15 protein-coding genes are annotated in these 15,076 nt (G+C 59.8%); 3 read left to right on the top strand and 12 right to left on the bottom strand.

Going from position 1 to position 15,076, the window contains the following annotated elements; all coding sequences use genetic code 11:
• Positions 1–57: 57 nt before the first annotated feature.
• The 10 genes from gndA to ACZ5RG_RS08075 are packed head-to-tail and all read right to left on the bottom strand — an operon-like array spanning position 58 to position 8,895.
• Positions 58–1,467 (bottom strand): NADP-dependent phosphogluconate dehydrogenase, encoded by a 1,410-nt coding sequence (gndA, locus tag ACZ5RG_RS08120; protein WP_464446771.1) that lies wholly within the window; start codon positions 1,465–1,467, stop codon positions 58–60.
• An 8-nt stretch (positions 1,468–1,475) separates the two neighbouring features.
• Positions 1,476–2,225 carry an SDR family oxidoreductase gene (locus ACZ5RG_RS08115; protein WP_298601954.1) on the bottom strand — a complete coding sequence of 250 codons (750 nt, stop codon included), beginning with the start codon at positions 2,223–2,225 and terminating at the stop codon, positions 1,476–1,478.
• Between the two features lie 29 nt (positions 2,226–2,254).
• On the bottom strand, positions 2,255–3,301 hold the full coding sequence (locus ACZ5RG_RS08110) for an L-idonate 5-dehydrogenase (protein WP_464446770.1): 1,047 nt from the start codon (positions 3,299–3,301) through the stop codon (positions 2,255–2,257).
• A gap of 30 nt (positions 3,302–3,331) precedes the next feature.
• The gene (locus tag ACZ5RG_RS08105) at positions 3,332–4,114 is read right to left on the bottom strand and encodes an SDR family oxidoreductase (protein ID WP_464446769.1); all 783 of its coding nucleotides are present in this window, start codon (positions 4,112–4,114) and stop codon (positions 3,332–3,334) included.
• Positions 4,096–5,379 (bottom strand): TRAP transporter large permease subunit, encoded by a 1,284-nt coding sequence (locus tag ACZ5RG_RS08100; RefSeq protein WP_464446768.1) that lies wholly within the window; start codon positions 5,377–5,379, stop codon positions 4,096–4,098. The genes ACZ5RG_RS08105 and ACZ5RG_RS08100 overlap by 19 nt, the downstream gene beginning before the upstream one ends.
• Entirely contained in the window at positions 5,376–5,915 is a 540-nt protein-coding gene (locus ACZ5RG_RS08095) for a TRAP transporter small permease (RefSeq protein WP_464446767.1), read from the bottom strand. Before ACZ5RG_RS08095 ends, ACZ5RG_RS08100 begins: the two co-directional genes overlap by 4 nt.
• 54 nt (positions 5,916–5,969) lie before the next feature.
• A complete protein-coding gene (locus ACZ5RG_RS08090) occupies positions 5,970–6,944 on the bottom strand; it encodes a TRAP transporter substrate-binding protein (RefSeq protein WP_298601971.1) in 975 nt (324 codons plus the stop codon).
• 41 nt (positions 6,945–6,985) lie between these two features.
• Complete coding sequence (locus ACZ5RG_RS08085) at positions 6,986–7,324, bottom strand: hypothetical protein (protein ID WP_108286462.1); 339 nt, start codon at positions 7,322–7,324, stop codon at positions 6,986–6,988.
• Positions 7,325–7,343: 19 nt separating this feature from the next.
• On the bottom strand, positions 7,344–7,868 hold the full coding sequence (locus ACZ5RG_RS08080) for a gluconokinase (protein WP_464446766.1): 525 nt from the start codon (positions 7,866–7,868) through the stop codon (positions 7,344–7,346).
• Positions 7,869–7,884: 16 nt separating this feature from the next.
• Positions 7,885–8,895: a 2-hydroxyacid dehydrogenase gene (locus ACZ5RG_RS08075; RefSeq protein ID WP_409418225.1), complete on the bottom strand. Its 1,011-nt coding sequence runs from the start codon at positions 8,893–8,895 to the stop codon at positions 7,885–7,887.
• A 139-nt stretch (positions 8,896–9,034) separates the two neighbouring features.
• Between ACZ5RG_RS08075 and gntR the strand changes: the two genes are divergently transcribed.
• Positions 9,035–10,114, top strand: coding sequence for an HTH-type transcriptional regulator GntR (gene gntR / locus ACZ5RG_RS08070; RefSeq protein WP_464446765.1), 1,080 nt, complete (start codon positions 9,035–9,037; stop codon positions 10,112–10,114).
• Positions 10,115–10,194: 80 nt separating this feature from the next.
• Here gntR and ACZ5RG_RS08065 read toward each other — a convergent pair whose 3' ends face one another.
• The gene (locus ACZ5RG_RS08065) at positions 10,195–11,169 is read right to left on the bottom strand and encodes a 2-hydroxyacid dehydrogenase (RefSeq protein WP_464446764.1); all 975 of its coding nucleotides are present in this window, start codon (positions 11,167–11,169) and stop codon (positions 10,195–10,197) included.
• Between the two features lie 150 nt (positions 11,170–11,319).
• Here ACZ5RG_RS08065 and ACZ5RG_RS08060 point away from each other — a divergent pair, with 150 nt between their 5' ends.
• A complete protein-coding gene (locus ACZ5RG_RS08060) occupies positions 11,320–11,703 on the top strand; it encodes a cupin domain-containing protein (protein WP_464446763.1) in 384 nt (127 codons plus the stop codon).
• A gap of 107 nt (positions 11,704–11,810) precedes the next feature.
• On the opposite strand, the gene ACZ5RG_RS08055 is transcribed toward ACZ5RG_RS08060, so the two are convergent.
• A complete protein-coding gene (locus ACZ5RG_RS08055) occupies positions 11,811–13,691 on the bottom strand; it encodes a DEAD/DEAH box helicase (RefSeq protein WP_298601992.1) in 1,881 nt (626 codons plus the stop codon).
• Between the two features lie 336 nt (positions 13,692–14,027).
• Between ACZ5RG_RS08055 and ACZ5RG_RS08050 the strand changes: the two genes are divergently transcribed.
• Positions 14,028–15,035, top strand: coding sequence for a Bug family tripartite tricarboxylate transporter substrate binding protein (locus ACZ5RG_RS08050; protein WP_464446762.1), 1,008 nt, complete (start codon positions 14,028–14,030; stop codon positions 15,033–15,035).
• Positions 15,036–15,076 lie beyond the last annotated feature (41 nt).

The raw sequence follows: 15,076 nt of genomic DNA, 5'->3' as shown, positions 1-15,076 counted from the left end.
CCCGCCAAGACGTAAGCCTTGGCGGGGTTTTCTATGTGGGCATCGTCGCAAGGGTGTTCAGTCGCTCCAGCGCGTGTGGAACTTGCCTGGACGGTCCACCCGTTGGTAAGTGTGTGCGCCAAAGTAATCGCGCTGTGCTTGCAGCAAATTGGCGGGTAAGCGGGCGGAGCGGTAGGCGTCGTAGTAGCAGAGGGCGCTCATGAACGAGGGCACCGCCACGCCATGCAAGGCACCCATCGCCACGACTTCTCTCAGGTCTTGTTGGCAGCGTGCCATCACGCCCGAAAAGTGGCTGTCCATCAGCAGGTTGTCCAGTGCAGGTGAGCGCTCGTGTGCGTTTCGAATGTCTTCGAGCAATCGCGCGCGAATGATGCAGCCCGCTCGCCAGACCGAGGCCACCGTGCCCATGGGCAGTGCCCATTGGTGCTCTTTGTCTGCGGCTTTGAGCAGGCTGAAGCCTTGGGCATAAGCGCAAATCTTGGCGGCCAGCAAGGCTTTCTGAATGCTGCCCAGCACCGTTTGCCGGTCACCCGCGGTCAGGGTAATGGGCCCGGCCAACACCTTGGATGCTTTGACGCGTTCGGGCTGCAAGGCACTGATGGTGCGTGCGAACACGGCATTGGCAATCGTGGGCGCGGTCACGCCCAGGTCGAGTGCGACCTGACTGGCCCATTTGCCCGTGCCTTTTTGTTCGGCGGTGTCGAGGATCAGGTTGACCAGAGCGTCGCCTGTTTCGGGATCGGTGTGCGCCAGAATGTCGGCTGTGATGCCCATCAGGTAGCTGGCCAGCTCACCCTTATTCCACTCCCGGAACACGTCACTCATCTCGGCCGGGCTCATGCCCAGCAAGTTGTGCATCAGCCAATAGGCTTCACAGATGGTTTGCATGTCGGCGTATTCAATGCCGTTGTGCACCATCTTCACAAAGTGGCCCGAGCCACCGGGACCCATCCATTCGCAGCAGGGCTGGCCGTCTTCTGCTTGGGCTGAAATGGCTTGCAGCATGGGCTTGAGCAGCGGCCACGCTTGTGTCGACCCACCCGGCATCAGGGCAGGGCCGCGCAGTGCACCTTCTTCACCACCGCTGACACCCGCACCCACAAACAAAATGCCGGTGCCCTCCAGCGACTGGATGCGGCGCTGTGTGTCTGTGTAGAGCGTGTTGCCACCGTCCATCACCACGTCGCCAGGGCTCAGCAGTGGGCGCAACTCGGCCAACACGGCATCGACCGCAGCGCCTGCAGGCACCATCAGCCAGATGCGGCGTGGCTGTTGCAGGCTGTTCACCAGTTCGGTCAGTGACTGGACCGCTTGTGCATTCAGGCCTTGTGTGCGCTGGCCAAAGCTGTCGCGTTTGCCTGAATCCAGGTCAAAGCCACTGACAGAAAAACCATTGCGCTCCAGATTGAGCGCCAGGTTTTCACCCATGACGCCCAGGCCCACCAGGCCGATGTCCATTTTCTGCATAGGCTGATTTATCCCCGACCCACAAACGGCATGTTGGTGGCCATCACGGTGGTGAACAAGATGTTGGCAGACAGTGGCAAGCGAGACATGGAGAGGAAAGTCTCGACCACGGCCGACATGTCCATGCGCGGTTCGGCCTTGATGGTGCCATCGGCTTGGGGCACACCTTTGGCCATTTTTTCGGTCATGTCGGAGGCCACGTTGCCAATGTCGATTTGGCCCACGGCGATGCTGAAAGCCCGGCCATCCAGCGATGCGGCACGGGTCAGACCCGAAATGGCGTGCTTGGTGGCGGTATAGGCAATCGAGCCATAGCGCGGCACATGGGCCGAGATGGAACCGTTGTTGATGATGCGGCCCCCTTGCGGGCTTTGCTCTTGCATCAGCTTGAAGGCGTGTGACAGGCAATAAAAAGCGCCGTTCAAGTTGACATCGACCATGCGACGCCAGTCGTCACCCGACACATCACCGGGCAAGGTGGTGGGCAGCGAGATACCGGCGTTGTTGAACAGCAAGTCGAGGCGACCGAACTGGGCGCGGACCTTGTCGAACAGGGCCTTGACCTGGGCTTCGTCAGAGACGTCTGCCGGCATGGCCACGCCATTGGCGGCGTTGGCACCGGCTTTGGCGATGGTTTCTTGCAAGGCTTCGGTGCGGCGACCGACCAGCACCACATGCCAGCCTTCTTGGAGTAAACCGAGTGCGCAGGCCTGACCAATGCCAGAACTGGCGCCTGTGACAAGAGCCACTTTTTTCATGAGAAATTCCTCGTTTGAAATTTAAAAAATCAAGCCAGGGCGTCGGCAAAGGCAATTTGCACTTTGAGCGACTGGCTCTTGTCGGCTGCCAGATCGAAGGCTTCGATGGCGCGGTCCACAGGCAAGATGCCCGTGATCACCGGCTTGCCGTTGACCAGGCCTTCGTTCAAAAAGCGCACGGCGGTGGCAAATTCGGCATGGAATCGGAAGGTGCCACGCATGTCGACTTCCTTGGCCACGATCTGCGTCATGGGCAGGCTGATGTCGCCGCCCATGCCCACGGTGATCAAGACCCCACGCGGTGCGATGGTGTCCAGGCCTACGCGCAAGGCCGCTTCGCTGCCCGAGGCCTCGAACACGGCGTCGAACTGGCCCTTGTCCACCTTGTAGCGGTCGAGTGCGTCGGCCTGGGTCTTGAGGTTGATGGTCTCGTCTGCGCCCATTTCTTTGGCGCATTTCAAAGGCAAATCGGCAATATCGGCGGCCACAATGCGGGCCGCACCGGCGCGGCGCAATGCGCCGATCAACAGTGAGCCGATGGGGCCGCACCCGGTCACCAACACCTGCTTGCCCAGCACGCTGCCCGCACGCTGAATGGCATGCAAGCCGACCGACAAGGGTTCTGCCAAAGCGGCTTGAGACAGGCTCAGGTGGTCGGCGATCGGGTGGGCTTGGTAGCCCTCGATGATCAACTGTTCGCTGAAAGCCCCCTGGATGTGAGGGAAGGGCATGGCGCTGCCGTAAAAACGCATGTTCAGGCAGTGGTTGTGCTGGCCTGCTTGGCAAAAGCGGCAGTGGCCGCAAGGGCGCGAGGGCGAGATGGCGATGCGCTGGCCTATCTTGACGCCGGTGACCGCTGTGCCGAAACCATCCACAACGCCCGAAATTTCGTGGCCCAGAGCGATGGGCTGTTTGATGCGCACAGTGCCAAAGCCGCCATGCTGGTAGTAATGCAGGTCGGATCCGCAAATGCCGCCAAAGGCCACATTCACGCGCAACTGGTGCTCGCCCAAAGCGGGCAATTCGGTGTGTTCAACGCGAAGGTCTTTGGCCGAGTGACAGACAACGGATTTCATGGCAGTTTCTTTGAAATAGATGAATGGATTTTAGAGTGTGGCGGTCACGCCACCATCGACATAAAGGACATGGCCGTTCACAAAGCGTGAGGCGTCAGAGGCCAAAAAGACCGCCGCACCGCCCAGGTCTTGCACATCGCCCCAACGGCGGCTGGGTGTGCGGCCCAGCAGCCAGCCGCTGAAGGTGGGGTCGTCCACCAGCTTTTGATTCAACTCGGTTTTGAAGTAGCCCGGGCCGATGCCGTTGACGTTGATACCGAACTGGCCCCAGTCAATCGCCATGCCTTTGGTCAGCATCTTCACTGCGCCTTTGGTGGCGGTGTAAGGCGCAATGCCGGGGCGGCCCAGCTCGCTTTGCACCGAGCAAATGTTGATGATCTTGCCGCGACCCCGTGGGATCATCTTTTTGGCCACCGCCTGACCCACGTAGTACACGCTGTCCAGGTTGGTCTTCATGATGGTGTGCCAGTCGGCATCTTGGTACTCGTGCAAAGGTCCGCGAATTTGCATGCCCGCGTTGTTGATCAGGATGTCGATCGGGCCTTGCGCTTCAATTTGATCCACGGCGGCACGCACACTGTCGGCATCGGTCACATCAAATACCGAGGTGCTGACGGACAAGCCTTGCGCATTCAGGGTCTGGGCTGCGGCATCGACCTTGCTGGCCGTGCGGCCATTCAGAATGACGTGGGCTCCGGCTTGTGCCAGCGCCTCGGCCAAGGCCAAGCCAATACCAGCCGAAGAACCAGTGATCAGGGCGCGACGGCCCTGAAGTTGAAAAGTGTCAAGGACGTTCATTTCATCAGCAACCATTTGAGGGGCATCATCACCAGGCTCGGGAAGGCAATCAAGGCCCCCATGACGACCACTTGGGAGAACAAGAATGGCATGACGCCACGAATGACGTCGTGCATCGGGATGCGGCCCACACCGCACACCACATTGAGCACGGTGCCCACGGGCGGCGTGAGCAAACCGATGGCGTTGTTGACGATGAACAGAACGCCAAAGTAAACCGGGTCAATGCCCGCTTCGCGCACCAAAGGCATCAGCACTGGCGTGAGGATCAGCACGGTGGGCGCAAAGTCGAGCGCTGTGCCCACAATCATCACCAACAGCATCAACATGACCATCAACAAGGTCTGGTTGTCGATGAAGGGGCGCAGGATTTCGACAATCTGTGCGGGAATGTTGGCCACGGTGATCAGCCAGGCCGATACCAGCGCAGCAGCCACCAGAAACATCACGACGGAAGATGTTTTGGCCGCAGCCAGGATGATGCCGTAGAGGTCTTTGAACTTGATTTCGCGGTAAATGAACAGGCCCACTACCAACGAATAAACCACAGCCACCACAGCCGCTTCGGTGGGCGTGAAGATGCCCATCTTCATGCCGCCGATGATGGTAATAGCCAGCAAGAAAGACCAAAACGCGTTGATGGTCACAGAGATGCGTTTTTTGAACGGCACCTTTTCGGCCACCACCACTTTGTCTTTTCGGGCCACGACCCACCAGGTCACGATCAGGGCCAAGCCCATCAGGATGCCCGGAAAGATGCCCGCCATGAACAGCTTGGAGATCGACACGCCGCCGATCACACCGAACAGGATGAAACCAATCGACGGGGGAATCACGGGTGCGATGATGCCGCCCGCGGCAATCAGGCCGGCCGAGCGGTCCATGCGGTAGCCTGCGTCGCGCATCATGGGCATCAACACGGCCGCTAATGCGGCTGTATCGGCCACGGCCGAGCCTGACAAGCTGGCCATGACGATGGCGGCAAACACCGCCACATAACCCAGACCACCTCTGAAGTGGCCAACCCAGACCATGGCCGAGTTGACGATGCGGCGGCTCATGCCGCCTGCGTTCATCAGCTCACCGGCCAGCATGAAAAAGGGCACGGCCATGAGCGGGAAGTTGTCGGCACCATTGATCAGGTTTTGCGACACGATTTGCGTGTCGAAGTTGTCCAGGTGGAGCATGAGCGCCACACCTGAGACCAGCAATGAAAAGGCCAAGGGCATGCCCAGCGCCATGGCCGCGAGCAGGGAAACAATGAAAACAAGAACGGTCATTTGGCAGCCTCTTGGGTATGGGCAGTCACGACTTCTTCAGAGTCTTGCACCTGAATCAGATCGGCCTCGTTGAAGTTGCCTTTGGCCAGCTGAACCAGCTTGCCGATGATCATCAAACCCATGGCCACGCTGGTGATGTAGCCCACACCGTACACCCAGCTCATGGGTATTTGGGTGACTGCGGAGGTCGTGCTGGCGTTGATGCCGTGTTGCTTGAGGGTGCCGTAAAACATCAGGCCGCAGCAACCGAGCATGAGCACGTTGGACACGGCAAAGGCTATTTTTTTGCCGCTCAAGCTGAGCTTGCGCACGATCGAGTCCAGTCCCAGGTGACCGTTTTCACGCATCGTGACGATGGCCCCCAGGAAGGTGATCCAAATGAATAAAAATCGCGACAACTCTTCCGAGCTGATGATGCCGTCGTTGAAGCCGTAACGCAAAACCACGTTGCCAAACACCATGATGACCATGGCTGACAACATGATGACCAGCGTGAACTCCGCCAGCCGAAAGAACAGGTCGTTGATTTTTTTCATACATTCATCAAAAAAAGCCCCCTCCGAAGAGGGGGCGTGATCACACTCAAACCATCACTTGGTGTCTTCAATGGCTTTCAGCAAAGCGGTGCCGCTTTTCTCGCCAAAGGTTTTGGCGATTTCAGCCGACACGATCTTCTGGAACGGCGCCATGTCCACGTTCTCGATCACTTGCATGCCAGACTTCTTCAGCTCGGCAATCACCTTGCCCGCGTTTTGTGCGTTCAGGTTGCGTTGGTAAGTGGCGGCTTCACGGGCGGCATCGACCACGACTTTTTGATAGTTCGCAGGCAGTGTGTCGAACTTGGCCTTGTTCATGGCCACGACCAGCGGCGAGTAAACGTGGTTGCTCACGGTCAGGTGCTTTTGCACTTCGTAGAACTTGGACGACCAAGTCACGTTGATCGGGTGCTCTTGGGCATCAAAGGTGCCGGTTTCCAAGGCGGTGTACAGCTCGGCGATCGGCATGGGCGATGGGTTCATGCCCAGCAGTTTGAAAGCCTGGATGTGGTACGGGTTGGGTGTCGAGCGGATCTTCAGGCCCTTGAGGTCTTCGGGCTTGTTGACTGGACGCTTGTTGTTGGTGAAAGCGCGCCAGCCGTTTTCCCAATAAGCCAGACCCTTCATGCCGTGGGGGGCCAGTTCGTTCAGAACGCCAGTACCCACAGCACCGTCGAGCACGTTGTAGGCATGTTGCGCGTTGCGGAACACAAAGGGCAACTCCATCGCTGCCGTGTTGGGCACGATGCCGTTGTAGTTGGATGCACCGCTGGAGACGATGTCGATCGTTCCACCGCGCACGCCGTTGATCATGGCCGCGTCATTGCCCAGCTGGTTGGCAGGGAAGATGGTGATTTCAACATCGCCGTTGGTGCGTTGCTTTACCAACTCGGCCAGCTTCATGGCGGCGGCATGTTGGCCGTCGGTCGTGTTGACCGCGTGGCCCATTTTCAGGTTGAACTTGGCGGCGTAAGCGCTGGAGCCGACGGCAGCCACGAGGCAGGCGAGAAGGATGCGGGAAAGTTTCATGGTTTTTGTCTCCTGGTTAAAAAAAGGTCTGTCGAAAAAACTCAATCGGTGGGCAGCGCGTATTCGTCCGCGCTGAAGACGGTGTGAAACACGGTGCCATCGAACATGGCGATCAGGTCTTTGGACACTTCGCGGCTTTCCATGCGCACAGCCGAGGCCAATGCGATCTCGATCGATTCGCGGCTGGGGTAGCGCACCGACAGCACCATGCCAAAGTGAGGATCTGCCACATCGCTCTCGACTTGGCGCAGTACACGCACTTCCTGTGCGCCGGGAAAGCGGGTCCACAGGGGCACCAGTTTCTCGCGGATGTAGCGGTTGAACGCGTCTTCCATGCCGGGTTTGACGTTGCCTTGGAAGAATGCACAGCGGATGAACATGAGGGAGCTTTCTAAAAAATCAGAGGGCAGGGTGCCGGTGTGTCTGCAAAGCGGCAAGCGCTTGCATGACCATGTCCTGCACCGGTTCGGTGATGGGCAGACGGATCACGTCGGTCTCATCGGCTTCGGGTTTTTCGAGGGTGCGAAACTGGCTGTCCAGCAAGCCTGGCTGCATGTAGTGGCCGACGCGCTGCTGCATGCGTTTTTGAATCAGCTCAAAGCTGCCGTCGAGGAAGACAAAACAGACATCGCCGGCTTGCTCGCGGATGCGGTCGCGGTAAACACGCTTGAGCGCCGAGCAGGCCACCACGCGGCCTTGCGCATGGGGCTGTGACAGGTACTCGCCAATGCGGTCCAGCCAGGGCCAACGGTCGTCGTCCTGCAAGGCGATGCCTGAACGCATTTTTGCCACGCTCGCGCTCAGGTGCAGGTCGTCACCGTCCACCATGTCCAGGCCCAGACGTTCGCCCAGAGCGGCAGCCATGGTCGATTTGCCGCAACCGGACACACCCATGACGATGAGGCGCAAAGGCAGTTGATTCATAGGGGCTCGCAGCCTGTCACTTCACCAGCGCCGCGCACTCGGGCACGGGCGTGCGCAAGGCTTGCCCTGATGTGCCCGCCTGCATGTTGGCAAATGCCAGATCGGCCATGGCTTGGCGGGTTTCGGTGGTGGCACTGGCCATGTGCGGCGTCAGCACCACGTTGTTCAGGGTCCAGAGCACTTCGGGCACGTTGGGTTCGTTGGCAAACACGTCAAGGCCTGCGCCTGCGATGGTGCCGTTTTGCAGGGCTTCGATCAACGCTTGTTCATCGACCACACTGCCTCGTGCTACGTTGATCAAAAAGCCGCGAGCGCCCAGTGCCTTGAGCACCTCGGCATTGATCAGGTGTTTGGTGCCTGCGCCACCGGGCGTGATGACGACTAAAAAATCCACATTCGCGGCCAGCTCGGCAGCCGATGGGAAGAATTTGAAGCCGGAATCGGCTTTTTCGGTGCGTGCGGTATAGGCAATTGACATGCCAAAGCCGCTTGCGCGTCGTGCGATGGCCTTGCCAATGCGGCCCAAGCCCACGATGCCCAAACGGGCACCCGACACCTTGCGGCCCAAAGCCATCGGGCCGCTGGGCCATTGGCCGGCACGCACAAATTTGTCGGCTTGCGGGATGGTGCGGCCCACCGACAGCACCAAGCCCATGGCCAGATCAGCCACGTCGTCGGTCAGCACATCGGGTGTGTGCGTGACGGGAATACCGTGCTCAATGGCTGCAGCCACATCCACGCCGTCATAGCCCACGCCAAACACCGAGACCACTTTGGCGTTCGTCACCTGTGCCAAAAGGCTGCGCGGCACGCTGGCCTCGCCGGTGCCGGCAACGCCCACAATGCGCGGAGCCAATGCAGCAAATGCGGCAGGATCGGTGATGTGGGTGCGGTCGTGCACCGTGTAGACCGACTCCAGTGCTTTTTGATAGAAGGGGTGGAGTTTGGCGACAGCCAGTACATCGGGTTTGGACACGTCAATCACTCCAGTGAAAACAGCTTGCTTGGACAGCGCTGTCCAAGACATTCAAAAAAAATGACCAGCGAAATTTGAAATTTTTCAAGGCAAATCAGGGTTTTCCACGAATCTGCAAAATTTCCGCTGAAAACTTTGGGATAGCGCTATCCTATCGGCAGCTGAAATGAATTTTCCTCCGGATTAACCCTTGCCCAACGCTGTTTCTTCACCTCCAAAGACCGTCAAAAGCCACCGAGCCACAGGCCGCGTCACCCTGAGTGATGTGGCCCAAGCCGCTGGCGTCAGCCCCAGCACGGTGTCGCGGGCTTTGCGGGGTGAGCGTGCGGTCGATCCCGCCTTGATTGAGCGCGTCCAGGCGGTCTCCAGCAGGCTCGGCTATGTACCCGACCCCGCGGCGCGTGCCTTGGCTTCGCAGCGCAGCAACCATGTGGCCATTTTGATTCCCTTGCTGTCGAATGCCCTGTTTGTTGACCTGCTGGATGCGGCACAAAAAACCTTGCGGGCAGCCGGTTTCCAGACCCTGATGGGTGTGACCCACTACGACGCCAGCGAAGAAGAACAATTGCTGCGCGAGCAATTGCTGCACCGCCCGGCGGGTCTTTTGGTCACCGGGCTGGACCACAACCCGGTCACGCGCAAACTCATGGACGGCAGCCAGGTGCCTTGTGTGCACTTGATGGATCTGCCCACCAGCAACAGCAACAGCAACAGCAACAGCACCAACGACGCTGCCCCTTATTGCGTTGGGTTTCGTCAAACCGAAGCGGGCGCTGCACTGACGCGGCATTTGTTGGCGAGCGGTCGCCAGCGGATTGCGTTTGCGGCAGCACAGCTGGACCCGCGCGTCATGCAGCGGCTGTATGGCTGGCGCAGTGCATTGCAAGAAGCGGGGGTTTATGAGCCCACCCTGGAGTTCCTCAACCCCGCCCCCTCGTCCCTCGCTTTGGGCGGCGTGATGTTTGAGCAAATCATGCAGCAGCGCCCGGCGGTCGATGCGATCTTTTTTTGCAACGACGACTTGGCCCAGGGTGCTTTGATGGCGGCGTTGCGCCTGGGTATTTCGGTGCCCTCACAAGTGGCGATTGCGGGCTTCAACGACCTGACGGGCAGCGACCAGATGTTGCCTGCCCTGACCACGGTGCGCACGCCACGCGCCCGAATTGGCGAGGCGGCAGCCCAAATGTTGCTCACGCTCATGCGGGGTGAGGCACCTGAATTGCCGCAACTTGACCTGGGCTTCGAAATCATTCAACGCCAAAGCAGCTGAGCCATTTTGGGGCTTGGTGAGGCCTGCAGGTGCCAGCACCTGAGGCTGTGGGAGCGAACTCCCCTCTCGCGACGGCTTGTTCAGCGCGGACCGTGCAGCACGTTGATCAGTGCCTCGCCCCGACTCAGTCGGGCAATGTTGTCAGCCAAAGTTTCTTGACGTCGGCGCACCGTGCCCGAGGTCCAGCCTGACATGTGTGGTGTCATCAGCACATTGTCCAGCGCCGCAAAGTCGTATTGCGACGGTGCGCATTCGGTCTGTGTGGGCGTGGGGTATTGGTACCAGGTGTCGATGACGGCCCCGCCGATTTGACGCGAGGCGAGTGCGTCGTAAAGTGCTTTTTCGTCAATCACCGCGCCGCGGCCTACGTTCATCAACACAGCATCGGGTCGCATGGCAGCGATGGCCTGCGCATCCACCAAGCCTTTCGTGTTGTCGGTCAGCGGCAAGCTCACCACCACAGCGTCGACCGATCCCATGAAGTTGTGCAGCGCGTCGAGCGTCCAGCTTTGGTCAACGCTGGGGTGTTGAATGGGACTGCGGTTGGCTACATGCACCCGCATGCCCATGGCTTTGGCGCGTTGTGCCACGGTTTGGGCAATGTGACCGAAACCGAGCAGGCCAATCGTTTGCGAACCCAGCTCGGTGCGCAAAGCGGTAGGACGGCCTGCCCAGTAGGTCCAGCGTTGCTGGCGCAAGTCTTGGTCTGCCCGTGCCAGCGGCACATGGCGCATCAGCAGGGCGGCGATCACGTATTCGGCAATGGCGTTTTCGTGGCCAAAGCAATTGGCCAGGGTGCACTGCACGGGCAGCAATGCGGTGTTGACCGCATCCGTCCCTGCGGCCGGGGCATGGAACAAACGGGCCTTGAGCGGCACGGGCATGCCGCTTTGCAGCTTGATGCCCACCACCACATCGGCGCTTTCGTAGTGCGCCTGTTCTCCGGGCAGGTCGAGCGCATCGCTCAAGTCGAGGATCTGGTGCTCAGCGGCAATCAGGTGTTCAAAGCCTTGACGAAAATTGGCGGCGTTTTGGCCGTGGAAAACGATTTTCATGGGAGAGGTGGTCCTGTTGTCTCGTGTCGGTATTAGGGGTGCATGGACATCAACTGTGTGTGACTATGCCAGATGCACTGCGCACGTCCTCAGGCCCGGTGACGGCTCGGCGACAATCGTGCTTCCCTATTTCTCACGAGACACACAGTCATGACGCAGCTGAAAAAAGTCATTCTCTTTACCGATACCGATGGCCGCGCACGCTTTCGCGATGAATTTGTGGCCCTGACCGAAGGCACGCCACAAAGCCAGTTGTCGGCCTTGATGCCGGCGGCTGCGTGCCAGTTGCGACAAAGCCCGGTGGGTTTTCGCAGCTCGTTTCATTGCTCGGGAAATCCGCAGTGGCTGTTCGTGCTGTGCGGGCAGATGGAGATTTTTTTGCAAGACGGCAGCTCGCGTGTTTTTGGCCCCGGTGAGTTTTTCTATTCAGCCGACACCTTGCCTGAAGGTGCCACGTTTGACCCCACGGTGCATGGGCACTGGAGCCGTCAAGTCGGCCCCGATCCGCTGGTGACTTTGTTCGTGCGCGATTGACTGACCCTAGGCTGGAGCGCGCGATTTTGTCATCCCGGGCTTGACCCGGCATGACCCATAAAAAGAGCCCGCATGTTGCGGGCTCTGTTCATGGGGCAAGGCGCTGATCAGCGACCGAAGCCACGGCCACCGCCGCCAAAGCCGCGGTTGCCACCGCCGCCATTACCGCCATTGCCGCCACCGTTGCCGCCGCCATAACCACCACCACCGCCACGGCGGCGGTTGCCGCTGGCCAGGCTGTCAATGCTGGTGCGTGTCGGGTCAGGCTGGCCGCTGGTGCGAACGGGGTTGCGGTTAGGCAAGTCCAAACGCGCAAACTGCGTGGTTTTCAACGGGTCAATGTGGCGAGGCAGCTCGTCGCTGTCGTTGCGGCGACGGTCTTGACCACCGCCTTGGCCACCTTGTGCACCACGGGCCGGGCCACGGCCCTCAGGACGTGGACCACGGGGAGCGGGACGACCTTGGCCATCGCCACGGTTGTCAAAACGGGGATCGCCACGTTGTTCTTGACCGCGCCCACCTTCACGGCCACCATCGCGACCGCCTTCACGGCGGCCATCGCCCTGGCCTTCAAAGCGGGGTGCGCCTTGAGGGCCATTGCGGCGTGAAGGTGCTGGACCGTTGCGTGATGGACGGGCAGGGCCCTGACCTTCGCCACGCGCTTGGCGTGGGCCTTGTCCACCACCGCCACCGCCGACAGCGACTTTGTTGTCTCGGATGCGCTGCATCATGTCCTGGCGAGCGGCCTTGGCGGCTGCGGCCATCACATCACGGCCTGGTGGCTTGCCTGCGCCGCCCCACAAGGTCTGACGACCCATGGCGATGGGCTCGGCCACTTCACCTGTGTCGGGGCCAAAACCTTCGAGCAGTTGCACTGGAATCTCTTGCTTGGTGAAGCGCTCGATGTCCATCATGAAGCCTTCTTCGTCCAGACAGACCAGGCTCACGGCCTCGCCGCTGGCGCCCGCACGGCCTGTGCGGCCAATGCGGTGCACGTAGTCTTCGGACACGTTCGGAATTTCAAAGTTCACGACGTGCGGCAAGTCTTCGATGTCGATGCCGCGAGCAGCGATGTCGGTGGCCACCAGTGCGCGGATCTCGCCACTCTTGAAGCCAGCCAGCGCCTGTGTGCGGGCGGTCTGGCTTTTGTTGCCGTGCAAAGCCATGGACTTGACGCCATTTTTGGTCAAGAAGTCGGCCACATTGTTGGCACCAAACTTGGTGCGCGTGAACACCAGCACCTGGCTCCAGTCGTGCTTCTGGATGATGTGCAGCAGCACGTCTTTTTTCTTGTTGCGGCCCACAGGGTGAATCACCTGCGTGATGCGCTGCACCGTGGTGTTGCTGGGGGTGACCTGGATGCTTTGCGGGTTCTTGAGCAAGTTGCCCGCCAGTTCGCGGATCTCGTCGCTGAAGGTGGCCGAGAACAACAAGCTCTGCTTGTCTTTGGGCACCAAAGCCAGCACTTTTTTCACGTCGTGGATGAAGCCCATGTCCAGCATGCGGTCGGCTTCGTCGAGCACCAGAATTTCGATGCTGGACAAGTCCAGGAAGCCCTGGCCTTGCAGGTCAAGCAAACGTCCCGGTGTAGCCACCAGAATGTCCACGCCTTTTTTGATCTTGCTGATTTGCGGGTTCATGCCCACGCCGCCAAAAATCACGGTGGAGTCGAGTTGCAGGTATTTGCCATAGTCTCGCACCGACTCTTCGACCTGAGCGGCCAATTCGCGGGTGGGCGTGAGCACCAAAGCGCGGATGGCTTTGCCGCCAAAGCGGTTTTTGCCCGGCTCACTCAAGCTCAGCTTGTGCAGCAGGGGCAAGGTGAACGCGGCGGTTTTGCCGGTGCCGGTTTGCGCACCTGCCAACAAGTCTTGTCCGGCCAGAACGGCAGGAATCGCTTGCGCCTGAATAGGCGTGGGGGTTTCATAGCCGAGCTCGCGCACGGCTTGCATGATGGCCGGAGCCAGATTCAATTCTTCAAAGTTCATTTTTCACAGAGCGCCACGTCCGGCGCAGGTATCGGCTCATTCAACTGCGTTTGGCAGTTACCAGAGTTGGCCGATAAGTCTTAAGGTGGGCATGGAAACCGCAGGCGCTTGTTTTGAGCGTTGCCCGGGTCAGGCCCCAGCAGAAGTGCTGATGTTGTAGCAACTGGAGGCCACAACGGCGTGCATTGTCGCACAAAGCCCGGCAAAGCCGCGATGTGATCATTTGTTGGTGAGCGTGTCGTCTTCGGGTCATGGGTTCAAACCCCAATTCAAATGTGCAGGCGGTGGCCATAGACTGCTATTTTTATTCTTCTGTTTTCTCACCGGTCAATCCCTATGCCCATGCAACAAAACAAGCCACGCCGACATTTCCTGAAAGCCGCCACAGCGGTGGCGACCACCGCCTTGGGCAGCAGTGCGTTGCTGAGCCCCGCTTGGGCGCAAGCTAAGTGGCCTTCCAAGCCCATTCGGATCATTGTGGCTTTTCCGCCCGGTGGCTTGACCGACGCTTTGGCCCGCAGCTATGGCGAGCACCTGTCAGCCAAGCTGGGGGTGCCGGTGGTGATCGACAACAAACCCGGCGCGGGAGCCATCATCGGCATCGATGCGGCCGCCAAATCACCCGCCGACGGCTACACCTTGGTCATGAGCACCTCGGGCACGTTCTGGCAAAACCGCATCTTGTACTCCAAGCTGCCCTACAACCTCGACAAAGACCTGACGCCCGTCACCGTGTTCCCTTCGGGCCCCTTGGTGGTGGGCATCAACGACAAAATCCCGGCCAACAACATGGCCGAATTTGTGGCCTGGGCCAAAAAGAACCCCACCTCCATGGGCACGTATGCACCGGGTTCTTACCCACACATGGTGGCCGACCAGACCAACCGCATCCACGGCACCCAAATACAGTCGGTGCACTACCGGGGCGAAGCGCCCATGTGGCTTGACGTGGCCTCGGGTCAATCGCAAATTGCGGTGGGCAGCTACCTGGCCTTCAATGCCGTGGCCAGCCGAGGCGTGCGTGCCATTGGCGTGACCGGCAGCTACCGCTCGCCCAAGCTGCCCAATGTGCCCACCCTCATGGAACAAGGCGACATGGCCAAGCTCGTCACGCTGGAAGGCGGACTGCCGCTGGTGGCCCCAGCGGGCACGCCCGAGGCTGTGCTCAAACTCTTGGCCGATGAAGCCGTGGCCTGGTCCAACACCGACAAAGCGGCCAAATTGCGCGAAACCTTTGCCATCCCCAACAAGCCCAAAAACCTGGCAGACACCCGCAAAGACTGGGAAGGCGAAGTGCCCGTCTGGATCAAGCTGGCAGTCGATCTGGGGATCAAGCTCGACTGATTGCGGCGCGTGTGCAAGAGAAGCGCCACCTTGTGGTGCTG

The sequence above is a fragment of the Limnohabitans sp. TEGF005 genome (assembly GCF_055394835.1).
Note: the sequence above shows the minus strand (reverse complement) of the source record. Positions and strands in the feature narration are given on the sequence as shown.

Coding starts and splice junctions, on each gene's coding strand:
- ACZ5RG_RS08065 (WP_464446764.1), bottom strand. CDS start 11,169: ATGAAAATCGTTTTCCACGGCCAAAACGCCGCCAATTTTCGTCAAGGC.
- ACZ5RG_RS08075 (WP_409418225.1), bottom strand. CDS start 8,895: ATGTCTTGGACAGCGCTGTCCAAGCAAGCTGTTTTCACTGGAGTGATT.
- ACZ5RG_RS08105 (WP_464446769.1), bottom strand. CDS start 4,114: ATGGTTGCTGATGAAATGAACGTCCTTGACACTTTTCAACTTCAGGGC.
- ACZ5RG_RS08060 (WP_464446763.1), top strand. CDS start 11,320: ATGACGCAGCTGAAAAAAGTCATTCTCTTTACCGATACCGATGGCCGC.
- ACZ5RG_RS08050 (WP_464446762.1), top strand. CDS start 14,028: ATGCCCATGCAACAAAACAAGCCACGCCGACATTTCCTGAAAGCCGCC.
- ACZ5RG_RS08080 (WP_464446766.1), bottom strand. CDS start 7,868: ATGAATCAACTGCCTTTGCGCCTCATCGTCATGGGTGTGTCCGGTTGC.
- ACZ5RG_RS08055 (WP_298601992.1), bottom strand. CDS start 13,691: ATGAACTTTGAAGAATTGAATCTGGCTCCGGCCATCATGCAAGCCGTG.
- ACZ5RG_RS08095 (WP_464446767.1), bottom strand. CDS start 5,915: ATGAAAAAAATCAACGACCTGTTCTTTCGGCTGGCGGAGTTCACGCTG.
- ACZ5RG_RS08115 (WP_298601954.1), bottom strand. CDS start 2,225: ATGAAAAAAGTGGCTCTTGTCACAGGCGCCAGTTCTGGCATTGGTCAG.
- ACZ5RG_RS08085 (WP_108286462.1), bottom strand. CDS start 7,324: ATGTTCATCCGCTGTGCATTCTTCCAAGGCAACGTCAAACCCGGCATG.
- gndA (WP_464446771.1), bottom strand. CDS start 1,467: ATGCAGAAAATGGACATCGGCCTGGTGGGCCTGGGCGTCATGGGTGAA.
- ACZ5RG_RS08090 (WP_298601971.1), bottom strand. CDS start 6,944: ATGAAACTTTCCCGCATCCTTCTCGCCTGCCTCGTGGCTGCCGTCGGC.
- ACZ5RG_RS08100 (WP_464446768.1), bottom strand. CDS start 5,379: ATGACCGTTCTTGTTTTCATTGTTTCCCTGCTCGCGGCCATGGCGCTG.
- ACZ5RG_RS08110 (WP_464446770.1), bottom strand. CDS start 3,301: ATGAAATCCGTTGTCTGTCACTCGGCCAAAGACCTTCGCGTTGAACAC.